Annotated in this window: 11 protein-coding genes; 1 reads left to right on the top strand and 10 read right to left on the bottom strand. The window is 61.7% G+C overall.

Annotated features, from left to right (window positions below; all coding sequences use genetic code 11):
- From glmS to D2E23_RS08055, 8 genes are all read right to left on the bottom strand, one after another.
- A partial coding sequence (gene glmS, locus D2E23_RS08090) for a glutamine--fructose-6-phosphate transaminase (isomerizing) (protein ID WP_126030407.1) occupies positions 1 to 1,804 on the bottom strand: 1,804 nt, incomplete at its 3' end.
- Positions 1,805 to 2,038: 234 nt separating this feature from the next.
- Positions 2,039 to 2,857: an amino acid ABC transporter ATP-binding protein gene (locus tag D2E23_RS08085; protein ID WP_126030406.1), complete on the bottom strand. Its 819-nt coding sequence runs from the start codon at positions 2,855 to 2,857 to the stop codon at positions 2,039 to 2,041.
- A gap of 16 nt (positions 2,858 to 2,873) precedes the next feature.
- Positions 2,874 to 3,857, bottom strand: a complete 984-nt coding sequence (locus D2E23_RS08080) for an amino acid ABC transporter permease (protein ID WP_126030405.1) — start codon at positions 3,855 to 3,857, stop codon at positions 2,874 to 2,876.
- Between the two features lie 177 nt (positions 3,858 to 4,034).
- Positions 4,035 to 4,982 (bottom strand): ABC transporter substrate-binding protein, encoded by a 948-nt coding sequence (locus tag D2E23_RS08075; protein ID WP_126030404.1) that lies wholly within the window; start codon positions 4,980 to 4,982, stop codon positions 4,035 to 4,037.
- Positions 4,983 to 5,133: 151 nt separating this feature from the next.
- Positions 5,134 to 6,048 carry an ABC transporter substrate-binding protein gene (locus D2E23_RS08070; protein WP_126030403.1) on the bottom strand — a complete coding sequence of 305 codons (915 nt, stop codon included), beginning with the start codon at positions 6,046 to 6,048 and terminating at the stop codon, positions 5,134 to 5,136.
- A gap of 93 nt (positions 6,049 to 6,141) precedes the next feature.
- On the bottom strand, positions 6,142 to 6,639 hold the full coding sequence (gene smpB / locus D2E23_RS08065; RefSeq protein ID WP_126030402.1) for an SsrA-binding protein SmpB: 498 nt from the start codon (positions 6,637 to 6,639) through the stop codon (positions 6,142 to 6,144).
- A 168-nt stretch (positions 6,640 to 6,807) separates the two neighbouring features.
- Positions 6,808 to 7,014 (bottom strand): helix-turn-helix domain-containing protein, encoded by a 207-nt coding sequence (locus tag D2E23_RS08060; protein WP_126030401.1) that lies wholly within the window; start codon positions 7,012 to 7,014, stop codon positions 6,808 to 6,810.
- Positions 7,015 to 7,572 carry a DUF2975 domain-containing protein gene (locus tag D2E23_RS08055; RefSeq protein WP_126030400.1) on the bottom strand — a complete coding sequence of 186 codons (558 nt, stop codon included), beginning with the start codon at positions 7,570 to 7,572 and terminating at the stop codon, positions 7,015 to 7,017.
- Positions 7,573 to 8,276: 704 nt separating this feature from the next.
- Between D2E23_RS08055 and D2E23_RS08050 the strand changes: the two genes are divergently transcribed.
- Positions 8,277 to 9,971, top strand: a complete 1,695-nt coding sequence (locus D2E23_RS08050; RefSeq protein ID WP_164520740.1) for a DUF4153 domain-containing protein — start codon at positions 8,277 to 8,279, stop codon at positions 9,969 to 9,971.
- A gap of 297 nt (positions 9,972 to 10,268) precedes the next feature.
- Here the strand turns inward: D2E23_RS08050 and D2E23_RS08045 are convergent, their stop codons facing one another.
- Positions 10,269 to 11,564, bottom strand: a complete 1,296-nt coding sequence (locus D2E23_RS08045; protein WP_126030398.1) for a sensor histidine kinase — start codon at positions 11,562 to 11,564, stop codon at positions 10,269 to 10,271.
- Complete coding sequence (locus D2E23_RS08040; RefSeq protein ID WP_126030397.1) at positions 11,561 to 12,229, bottom strand: LuxR C-terminal-related transcriptional regulator; 669 nt, start codon at positions 12,227 to 12,229, stop codon at positions 11,561 to 11,563. Before D2E23_RS08040 ends, D2E23_RS08045 begins: the two co-directional genes overlap by 4 nt.
- Between the last annotated feature and the right edge of the window lie 135 nt (positions 12,230 to 12,364).

The raw sequence follows: 12,364 nt of genomic DNA, 5'->3' as shown, positions 1-12,364 counted from the left end.
GCGGCACCACGTCGACGAGCGGACTCATGAGCGTGGGGCACTTGGGACGCCAGAACACCACGTCCGCATAGTTCTCCACATCCTGGTCGCCCTCCTCGGCCACGGCGATGATGTACGCGCCGCGGGCCTTCACCTCTTCGATGCCGGAGATCACCTTGGCGTGCAGCACATTGCGGCCGCGTTCCGGCGGCACGATGAACACCACCGGCTCGCCCTCGTCCACCAGCGCGATCGGACCGTGCTTGAGCTCGCCCGCGGCGAAGCCCTCGGTGAACGTGTACGCGATCTCCTTGAGCTTGAGCGCACCCTCCATGGCCACCGGGTAGCCCACGTGACGGCCGAGGAACAGGAACGAATTGGCGTTTACCATCTGCTCGGCGGCCTTCTGGATCGTGGAGGTCTGCGTGTCGAGCACCCACTGGATCTTGCGCGGCATGTCCTTGAGCGAGTCGAGCGTCTGCTGGATCTCGTCGCGGAACATCGCGCCCTTGATCTGCGCCAGGTACAGGCCCAGCACGTAGGCGGCGGTGATCTGCGCCACGAACGCCTTGGTGGACGCCACGGCCACCTCCGGGCCGGCGTGCGTGTACAGCACGGCGTCGGATTCGCGCGGGATGGAGGCACCCTGCGTGTTGCAGATAGCCAGCACCTTGCTGCCCTGCTCGCGCGCGTGACGCAGCGCCATGAGCGTGTCCATGGTCTCGCCGGACTGCGAGATCGCCACGACCAGCGTGCGCGGCGTGAGGATCGGGTCACGGTAGCGGAACTCGTGCGCCAGCTCCACCTCCACGGGGATGCGCACCCAGTGCTCGATCGCGTACTTGGCCACCATGCCCGCGTAGGCGGCGGTGCCGCACGCGATCACGATGATCTTGTCGATCGCCTTGAAGTCATGCTCCTCGATACGCACCTCGTCGAGGTTGATGTCGCCGTTCTTATCGAGACGCCCCAGCAGGGTGCGCTGCACGGCCGCGGGATCCTCGTGGATCTCCTTGTCCATGAACGAGTCCCAACCGCCTTTCTCCGCGGCGGAGGCGTCCCAGTCCACGGTGTACGTCTTGGGATTCTCCACGACGTTGCCCATGAAATCGGTGACGACCACCTTGTCAGCGGACACGCACACGGCCTGATCCTGGTCGATCTCCATGGCGCGCTTGGTGTAGGCGACGAACGCGGCCACGTCGGAGCCGAGGAAGTTCTCACCTTCGCCGAGTCCCACGACCAGCGGGGAGTCATGACGGGCACCGACGACGATATCCGGCTGACGGCAGTCGGTGGCGAGGATGGTGAACGCGCCCTCGAGCATGCGGGCCAGACGACGGATCGCCTTGAACAGGTCCGGCTTGCCTTCGTCCTCGATGATCTTGTCGACGATCTTGCCGAGCAGCTTGGCGGCCACTTCGGTGTCGGTGCTGGAGGAGAAACGGTAGCCTTCGGCCTGCAAATCAAGACGAAGCTGGGATGCGTTTTCGATGATGCCGTTGTGAATGATGGCGACCTTGCCGTCGCGGCTCGTATGCGGGTGGGCGTTCACGTCGCTCGGCACGCCGTTCGTGGCCCAGCGGGTGTGACCGATGCCCACGGTCGCGGCCGGCATCGGCTTGCGTTTGATGTCTTCGATGAGATTGGAGAGACGACCCGCCTTCTTACGGACCTCCATATGATCCATGCCGGGTGCCGTCAGTGCCACACCGGCCGAGTCGTATCCACGATATTCGAGGCGCTGCAAGCCCTGAAGGCAGACCTCAAGGGGCTTGCCGCACGCGGTTGAAATGTTTCCTGCATATCCAACGATTCCACACATGGAACACCAGTGTACGGGGTTCATGTTGCGAACGCTCAGCGCAAAACGCGACCTTGGCCGAACCTATACAGGGTGGGGGTGGGGGATCGGAGCGTTCTGAACAGGGATCCCTCCCTCAGTCGCGCTACGCGCGACAGCTCCCTCCCTTGGAGGGAGCACGCAGGTAAATGGCTTCGTGCTCCCTCCTTGGGAGGGAGCTGGCCGGCGTAGCCGGACTGAGGGAGGGCCCTACCCTCACAGCACGTGGTTGAGGAAGTCCTTGAACCTCGGCTCGGTGGGGTTGTCGATGATCTCGGGGCCGCCCTTCTCCACGACCACGCCGCCGTCCATGAACACGATCTGATCGGCCACCTCACGGGCGAATCCGATCTCGTGCGTCACACAGATCATGGTCATGCCGCCCTGTGCGAGCGAACGCATCACGTTGAGCACCTCGCCCACCAGCTCGGGGTCAAGCGCGGACGTCGGCTCGTCGAACAGCATGATGTCGGGGTGCATGGCGAGCGCGCGGGCGATGGCCACACGCTGCTGCTGACCGCCGGAAAGCTGCATCGGGTAGTAGTCGAGCCGGTCGCCCATGCCCACGCGCTGCAGCTCCTTGATGGCCTCCTCGCGCGCCTCGGACTTGGACTTGTGCGCCACGTGCACGGGCGCCTCCATCACGTTCTCGAGCGTGGTCATGTGCGGGAACAGGTTGAAGCGCTGGAACACCATGCCGAGCTTGGCGCGCTGCGCGGCGATCTGCTTGTCGTCGAGCGTCTGCAGCACGCGCTGGCCGTCCTTGTCCACCCACTTGTAGCCGATCATCTCGCCGTCCACGTCGATCTCGCCGCCGGTGAGCGTCTCGAGCTGGTTGATCAGTCGCAGGAACGTGGACTTGCCGGAGCCGGACGGCCCCAGGATCACGGTCACGGTTCCGGGCATCACGGTCAGGTCGATGCCCTTGAGCACGTGCAGGGAGCCGAACGCCTTGTGCACGCCCTTGGCCTGAACGGCGGGGGTCACGCCCGTCTGTGCGGCAACGTAGTCGTTGCTGTTCGCAGTGTTCTTCATATTCGTCCTCTCCTCGTCACGCGTTCAGACCGGCCATGGTGGCCTGGTTCTGCTTCTGAATGTCGTCCTTGGGCTCGCCTTCGGTCTTGCCGGGCAGCGGCGGCTGCTTGCCCTTGGTGCCGATCGGACGGGCGTCGAAGCCCTTGCCGAAGTGCTTTTCGAGACGGGACTGGATGACCATGAGAATGGAGGTGATGAGCAGGTACCAGAAGCACGCCACGATCAGCAGCGGGATCGGCTTGTAGATTCGGTTGGCGATGGCGTTGGTGGCGAACTGCAGATCAAGGGTGAACGGCACGGCGAGGACCAGCGACGTGGTCTTGAGCATGCCGATGGTTTCGTTGCCGGTGGGCGGGATGATGATGCGCATGGCCTGCGGCAGGATGATGCGGCGCATGATGAGCGAGCGGCGCATGCCGAGCGCTTCGGCGGCCTCGGCCTGGCCGGGATCCACGGCCTCAAGGCCGGCGCGCACGATCTCGGACAGGTAGGCGGCTTCGTTGAGCGCCAGACCGATCACGGCGGCGCGGAATGCGGTGATCACGTCCTGCGTGTCCACGGACCAGAACGTGACGGAGGTGAACGGGATGCCGAGTCCCAGCTTGGGCACCAGCACGGAGATCAGACCCCAGAACACCAGCTGGGTGTACACAGGGGTTCCGCGGAAGAACCAGATGAAGAACCAGCTCACACCGCGCAGCACGGGGTTGATCGACTTGCGCATGATGGCCAACACGATGGCCAGCACGATGGCGATGACCATGGACAGCACGGTGATCCACAGCGTCCAGCCAATGCCGGCGAGCACGTTCTCGTTGAACAGGTACTTCCAGACGACAGGCCATTCGAAGTTCGGGTTGACGATCATGCCGTAGACCAGCATGGCCGCGAGCAGCGCGACGATCACGCCGGCCACCACGGGTCCGATGCGTTTGACCGGCAGCGCGTTGATCCTGTTGGGGATGTTGAGTCCGTCGGACTCGTTCTTGTTGGTTGCCATTGGTTTCGGCTTTCTCTCTTTTCTCGGAAAAACGACTATGGTCACCCGCGCGTCCGACCTCATGTCAGGTGAAGTCCGGGACGCACGGGTGACCGGTTGCTGTTGATACACGTATGGGAAGTGAGTGTAACCTACGATTCCGTCATCCGTGTTTCACAACGGGTTTTTCGGAATCGGTCAGGATTCCGTGGCCGGGTTGATCTCGGCCTTGTCGATGGCACCGGAGGAGACGCCCCACGTATCGAGAATCTTCTTGTAGGTGCCGTCGTCCATCAGCTTCTGGATGGCGGCCTGCACGGCCTTGGCGGTGTCGGCATCGCCCTTCTTGATGGCCACGGCCTCGGGGGTCACGCCAACGTCCTCGCCAAGGGCCTGAAGCGAGTCACCGGTCTGTTCGATCGCGTAGCCGGCGACGGGCGAGTCGGCGTAGAAGATGTCGGCCTTGCCGGTGGCCACGGCGGTGGTCACATCGGTCTGCAGCTTGGACGACTGGATGGTGATCTCGGACTTGCCGGCGGCCTTGCACGCGTCGTTGTCGGAGTTGATCTCCTCCTCCTGCGTGGTTCCGGTCTGCACGGCCACCTTCTTGCCGCACAGGTCGGAGGAGTCGATCTTCTCCGGGTTGCCCTTCTTCACCACGAAGGTGGAACCGGCCTTGAAGTAGGTGACGAAGTCGACGGCCTCGAGACGTTCCTTGGTCACGGTGAACGAGGAGATGCCCAGATCGTACTTGGAGCCGACGGACGGGATGATGGAGTCGAAGGTGGCGGTGGTGGTTTCGGGCTTGAGACCGAACACCTTGGCCAGCGCCTTGGTGAGGTCCACGTCGAAGCCGACCGGAGTCTTGCCGTCCTCGGCCAGGAACTCGGCCGGGGCGTAGGAGGTGTCGGTGCCCACCTTGAGTACTCCGTCGGACTTGACGGAGTCGGGCAGCATGGCGGCGATCTCGTCGTCCTTCTGGATCTTGCTCACGTCGTAGCCCTTGGTGGCGGCGGAGGAGCTGCCCGAACCGCTGGAGCTGCTGGAATCAGCGGAATCCGATGTACCACAGGCGGCCATGGAGAACAGTGTTGCGGCGGCGATGGTGGCCGCTGCGATGGCCTTGAGTCGAGTCTGGATGGACATGGTTGCTTCCTCTCAAAGATGTCAACGAATCCAAGATCCGAACCTAGGTTGACTATGTTACGAGGAGGCTACCAACCAAACTTTTATGGACACCAGCCAAACTTGCGGCGACGACCGCCGCCACGACGACCGAGGCAGCAGCCGACGGACGCTAGCCCTCCACCTTCGGGTTCACCTCGAACTTGTTGACCATGACGTTCTCCACGCCCCAGGCCTTCATGATGCGCTCATAGTCGCCGGTCTCCTTGAGCTTGTCCAGCGCGGCCTTGACGGCCTTGACCGTCGCGGCGTCGCCCTTCTTGATGGCCACGCCCATCGGCGCCACGCCCTCGTTCTCGCCGATCACCTGCAGACGATCGCCGGTCTGCGCCACCGCGTAGCCGGTCACCGGTGTATCTGCGTACATCAGGTCCACACGTCCGGCGATCAGCGCGGTCGTCACGTCGGTCTGGTTGCGGTACGGCAGGATCTCGATGCGTTTCTTGCCGGCGGCCTGGCACGCGTCCTGCATCTTGTACATCTCGGTCTCGGCGACCACGCCCACCTGCACGGACACGCGCGTGCCGCACAGATCGTTCACGTTCACATGCGTCGGATTGCCCTTACGCGCGGCGAAGGTGAGACCCGCCTGCGCATACGTGACGAAGTCGACGGCCTCGATGCGTTCCTTGTTCACGGTGAAGCCGGAGATGCCGACGTCGTACTTGCTGCCGACGGCGGGGATGATCGTGTCGAATGTGGAGTTCTGGATATCGAGATCCAGTCCGAAGATCTTGGCGAGCGCCTTGTCGAGATCGATCTCATACCCGACCGGCGTCTTGCCGTCGGCGGCGAGGAATTCGGCGGGCGCGTACGTGATGTTCACGCCGACCGTGAATTTGCCGTCGTCGGTCACGGATTCGGGCAGCATGGCGGCGATGGCGTCATCCTTCTGGATGCCGTCCACGTTGTAGCTGCGGGCGATGTCGGGATCGGAATCGGTGGCGTCCGTGGTGCCGCATGCGGCAAGCGGCACGATCATCAGGGCGGCAAGGGCAACGGCGAGCGCGGTCTTCAGTCTTCTCATAGGGTTCATCATATGTCGCGGGAGGTTACGAATGGTTGGTTGTGGATGTCGTCCGATCCGATGGATGCGGGGTCGACCGACGGATTGCGTCGATCAGCCGTGGCGCAGGTTGCGCAGTCGCATGGCACGCTGGGCCTCGCGCTTGTCCTGCTCCTCGCGCAGCGCCTGACGTTTGTCGTATTCGCGCTTGCCCTTGGCGAGTGCGATCTCCACTTTCACGCGGCCGTTCTTGAAGTAGAGGCTGATCGGGATGATCGTGTAGCCCTTGGCTTCGGTCTGGCGGGCGAGTTTGGCGATCTGCTGGGCGTGCAGCAGCAGCTTGCGCTTGCGCTTGGGCGCGTGGTTGGTCCAGGTGCCGTTGAGGTATTCGGGGATGTTGGCGTTCTCAAGCCAGATTTCGCCTCGACGGTCGATCGACACGAACGCCTCGGCCAGCGACGCGCGGCCTTCGCGCAGCGACTTGACCTCGGTGCCGGAGAGCGCGATGCCGGCCTCGTACTTGTCTTCGATCGCGTAGTCGTGACGCGCCTTGCGGTTCACCGCGATGGGCTTGAGCCCCTGTTCCTTCGCCGTGATGTCGGATTTCGCCATGGTTGCTTCGTTCTTCCTTCTGGTCTGTGTTTCAGTCCGTGTCTTTGGTCCGGGTCGTTGTCCCGGTCATCAGTTCCGGTCGTTCATCGACCGTTCAATGCGCCGCCCGCGTTCATCTGCAGTTCAACATAGCATCTTACCTGCCGGATCGTCGAAAAACCGGCCGTTTCAGTCCTCGACGTATTCGAGGACGTCGCCGGGCTGGCAGTCGAGTGCCCTGCAGATCTCGTCGAGCGTGGAGAACCGGATGGCCTTGGCGCGGCCGTTCTTGAGCACCGACACGTTGACGGGCGTGATGCCGATGCGTTCGGCGAGCTCGTTCACGCTCATCTTGCGTTTGGCGAGCATGACGTCGAGATTCACACGAATGGCCATTCAGATCACCTCCGCAAGTTCGTCGCGCTGGGCAATGGCGTCCCTGAGCAGGGATCGCATGACGATCATGACCAGGACGAACGCGGCGATGAGCAGCAGCGCCACGATGCAGGCGACGCTCATGGCGGCGGCACCCATGGCGACGTCGATGGACACGCCCTGTGCCGGATCGTAGTATTCGGAGTGCGCGAGCGATCCGTAGAGCAGTACGAACAGTACGAGTACGGCTTCGGCGATCGCACAGCCGATGATGGCGTCGGTGCGTGTGACGGCCTTGCCGGAGAAGACGTCGCGGTGTTTGGCGAGGGTCAGGAGCTGCCAGAGTGGGATGAGCGCGACCTCGAAGCAGGCGATGCCGAGGATGCCGGCGATCGTATACGGCCAGCGCGCCGGCGCGAGTTCCGGATAGAGCGTCACAATGTCGCCCGACATGACGACGATCGCGAACTGTCCCCACAGGCAGATCATCTCGAACAGCACGATCAGCCCCTTGAGCACCGCGATAACAACGCCCGACCGCCCCCGCCGCCCGGCACCTTTCACATTCACATCTTGCATGCGCATTCCTTTCTCACTCCAGCAAAGCCGGCTTCCCCTCATGCCCAGCTTCCCCTCAGGCCGAGTCCGCACAGCAAACGTCAGAGACGTTTGCAGGACTCGAGCGAGCCGACAGGCGACATAGAGAGCCGACCTTTCGCCAATGCACCATTTCGGCGAAGCCGGCTTCCCCTCGAGGGGAAGCTGTCCGCGCAGCGGACTGATGAGGTGACCGACCATCACGCTCAACTCCCGACAATCGCAACTCGATAATAACCTATCGTTTTTCGATATGCAAATTCCGTGAAGAATCGAAATTCGATATCGATCTATCGTTTTTCGATACCTACCGTAGTTCTCAGAACAGCAGCAACCATCCCTCCAACACAGCCGGCTTCCCCTCGAGAGGAAGCTGCCAGCGCAGCGGACTGATGAGGTGATCGACCGGTCCAGTAATAGGAATCGGCTAACGCCGATGCCGGTCCATGCCGTCTCCGACGGCTCACCTCATCAGTCAGCCTGCGGCCGACAGCTTCCCCTCAAGGGGAAGCACTCCCCTCAGTCGGCTGCGCCGACAGCTCGTCCTGCAAGAATGGACGGCCTTCGGCCGCGGATATCCTGCTCGCCTGTCGGCTCACCTGAGTCCTAAAAACGCCGCCATCGTTTTCCCACGGACTCAGCCTCAAAGAGGGGAGCCACAGCCACACCACCCAAAAGGAGACACCATGCCTATTCCATCAAGTCCCAACACCTCTAGGCTCCCCTCCCGCGGAGGGGAGCTGTCGGCGCAGCCGACTGAGGGGAGCATCCAAAAACAACCACACTCCACAACCACAAACCCTCAACCCCAGCTACATCCCACAACCAACCCCGCTCCCCCACTACCACGCCGAACCATCCTCACCCTCGCCGTCTCCATCCTCATCCCCGTCCTCTTCGACCGACTCGTCGTCGCCAACCTTGCCGCACGGTACGTCATCATCCTGCTCGGCGTCTTCTGGCTGGCATGCGTCGCGATCATCACCGCTCTCAACTGGCGCACCGCCCGCCGCAATCCGTTCGCCTGGTTCACCGCCGCCGCCATCGTCGCACTCACGATCTGGCTGATCATCGCCGAACGCAACTCCATCATCGCGTGGAATCGGTCGGATATGGCCGGCATCGATCCGCAACCGTGGCTTTCCTACGGACTCGCCCCGACCAAAGGCCTGCCGTTCATCGCCAACGACGAATACGAAACACTAACCGGTCTGGTTATCGTTCCCGCTCTGCTCATGCTGCACGCGCAACTGGTCGGCGGCCTGTTCTCTCCCACGCATCCGTTCGGGCTCGCGCTGCGCTGGCTGTCCAGCTGGGTCGTGCAGCCGTTCAATCGAGTCAATGCGTTCGTCGCAGCGCTCGGCCGGCTTATCAACGACATCGCCGAGCACGGCAAACGGCCGACACTCGTCAGGATCGGCATCGCCCTGCTGATCTGCATTCCGTTGATCGGCGTATTGCTGGCGCTGCTGGCGAGCGCGGACATGGTGTTCGCCTATGGACTGTCACGCATGGTTCGCGATATCAACGTCAATGCGATTCTGTTTCACGGCACGGCGATCGTGGTGCCGATCCCGTTCCTGTACTCGCTGCTGGTCAATCTGGAGCCGAATGACGTACCGACAAGAGCCGCGGAATCCCCCACCAAAGAATCGCCCATCCAAGAATCGGCCGCCGCGGATTCCGCCGCCTTCTCAAACTCTCACAGGCCTTCCCGCTTCGCCGGAGATCTCCGCGCCCTGTATTCCCTGGAGGTCCGGTTTTCGTTGGATCCTGCGATCACCATGATCGTCTTGGGCGCGGTGTTGATCGTATATGCGGTGTTCTGCTCGGTGCAGTTCACGTTCCTGTTCGCCGGCGCCGGACTGCCCGACGGGCTCACCTACGCACAGTATGCGCGCAGCGGATTCTTCCAACTGCTGTTCGTCGCCGCGGTGAATCTGGCCGGATTCGGGCTCGTACTCACATATGCACGCTCCCATGCGCAAGGCACGCCAACATCCACGTTCGTGCCAACGCCAGCGTCCGCGCTCACCCCCACATTGCATTCCACACTGCATCGCGACCGCACGATCACCGGCATGCTGATCGGTCTGATCGCCGCCACCGGAGTCCTGCTCGCATCGGCCGCCACAAGGCTCAGTCTGTATATCGGCGCGTATGGGCTGACCTGGCTGCGGTTCATTTCAATGGCGTTCATTGGACTGCTCGCCGTGATGCTTGCCCTGTGCGTCGCCAAAATGATGCTGCCGAGAATTCCGCTGATCACCGTATGCGTAATGTTGTTCGTCGTCTGGTACGTGGCGGTCGGCTACACCGACCCCGCCTCCCTGATTCAGGCATACAACGAGGCACATGGCTTCACCGTGATGCTGCCGTAATCGCAGAAAACCACAAAACTCGTATGCTCAACGGTACCCGGGGGTGGGTGGGCATGCGAGTTTTGTGGTTTTGGAAGCGGTGAGGTACCGATCCCTCCCTCTGTCACGACATTCGTCGTGACGTCTCCCTCCCAAGGAGGGAGAACGAACGAGCAGATCACCACGATTGCATTGCTCCAGACATCTCCCTCCCTCGGAGGGAGAACACTTTCCCCGATCCGTTTGTGCCGATTCGCAACGCACATCTCCCTCCCGTGGAGGGAGAACACCGGAGTCCGGCCTCGACCCCAGCCACGACTATGCCCCGACGGGAATCAGCACATCAAGGCTCCATTCATCGTCCGACAGCCGGGATTCCCACCGCCCGCCGATCGCCGTGACATGCTTCCGATAGTCGTCGAGCCCTCCCCCGGTTTTGGCCCAATCCCCGGGTTCTCTGGATCCGCCGGATCCGCCTGACGCCCCATTATCGGCCGGCACATCCGAAACCCGCAATCGCAGCCCCTCGCCTTCAAGCAACAACGACAACGTATATCCTCGTTCAGGATCCGCATACTTGAGCATGTTGCCGAACACCTCACGCAGCAGATCGCCGAGCAAGACATTCGTATCGGCATCGACATACAAGGCAAGATCGTCGGCCACGAAAACCACGCCATTCAGTCCCAAAGACGCCAGTAACGCCCGCTGCCGTTCGATCAGCGTCGCAACGTCACGATCGCCATCTCCTACGATCGCAGAGCGTTCAATCTCCGACTCCACATGAGACTCCCCATCATCCTCTCGGAGCAGGGTGATCACCTTGTGCAAACGACGCAACGCATCCCGACCGATATCGTTCAGTTCCGTGATTTGGCCACGCATATCATCATCCGTCATGTTGGTCGCGGCTTCGCCCCTTGCATCGTTCACAGCATTCGGAATCCCGCTCGGTGAACCAGCATCGTCTCGTCCGAGACTCTCCGCAATGGCGACGATCGCGCTCAGATCATTGGCGATGTAGTCATGCAACTGCCGCACCGCAGCATGTTCCCGCCTCTGATACCGGACCATCGCCGCCATCCGCATTCGTCGCTCGTGCTCACGCAGTGCAATACCGCACAGCAGTCCGGCAATCACAACGGCATCGCAGGTCAGCACCCCACCAACGCCGGAAAGTACACCATATCCGTACCGACACACGTTCACCGATTGAGCGGCAACCGCAATCACGCCTGATATACAGCCAAGCAGCGGACTTAGAAACATACAACCCGCCATCATCAGCACCGTAAACACGAACGGAGCAAGAGACACCGACGGCACCAGCAGCACATACACGGCCCACATCAGCGAACCGACGACCGTCCCTGCTTCGGGAAACAACACGTACGTGAGAAACACCGCAATATGCGCCGCGCAATACAGCGCATACACCGGATCCTGCCAATACATCCCGGAATAGATGTCATCGAACCAGACCATGGCAAAGCCCACAAACGCGAAAAACGTAATCCATGGCCGTTCGAACGGACGATGGCATAACGCGCGCAGTCGATCCGCAATCATTGTCATTCCCATACTCATCGTTTGCCCATCGTCGGGGTCGATCATCCACGCATATCCCGATAGACGTCCCGATATACATCGACGGCGGCGGACCACGAACGCACGCCAAGCTTTCGTCTGATGTTACGACGATGCGATGAGACCGTTCCCTCGGTGATATGCAGTCGATCAGCAATGTCATGGATGGACAGATGTTGCAGATCCAGTTGGACGATCAGCAGCTCCTGCGGGGTCAAGACCATAGCGTCCGTTGTCTCATCCCCATGCGCACATGCATCGCCGACACTCGGAAAGCCGCCATCAGCCGGGTAAGGCATTCCCTTGGCCGCCGCCGCGATCGCGGGAAACAGCGTCGAGCCGATGCCTTCCTTGCCGATCAGACCTTGTGCTCCGACCTCGATCATCCGACGCCGATACATCTCCGGGTCATATGCGGTGATACCGATAATGCCGATGTCCCGCGACCGTCTGCGCAATTCCCGGCACACCTGCACTCCGCTGATCCCACCCAACGACATGTCCACCAGCATGACGCCGGTTTGCGGCAACGTATCGCAACACCGGTGAACGGCCTTCGCCGGATCATGCTCCGTCCACACATCAAGGGAAACGCGCTCGCGACGCCGTATCTCGCGAATCACCATGTGGATGGCGTACAACGCACAAACGTCGTTGTCCAATACTCCGACACGAACGGTATCGGGCTTCATTGCACGGCTCCTTTTTCACAATCGGGCGGCGGCACGATCAGCATGAACACTCACCGGTTTTCACCGTGAGTCCTTCACCATGAGAGCAGCGTACGCCGCTTTCCGACGTACGGGCAACGCCATTGCAGTTTTCTT

Origin of the sequence: Bifidobacterium callimiconis, assembly GCF_003952005.1 — a bacterium.
In the GTDB taxonomy this organism is placed as follows: Bacteria; Actinomycetota; Actinomycetes; order Actinomycetales; family Bifidobacteriaceae; genus Galliscardovia; species Galliscardovia callimiconis.
Note: the sequence above shows the minus strand (reverse complement) of the source record. Positions and strands in the feature narration are given on the sequence as shown.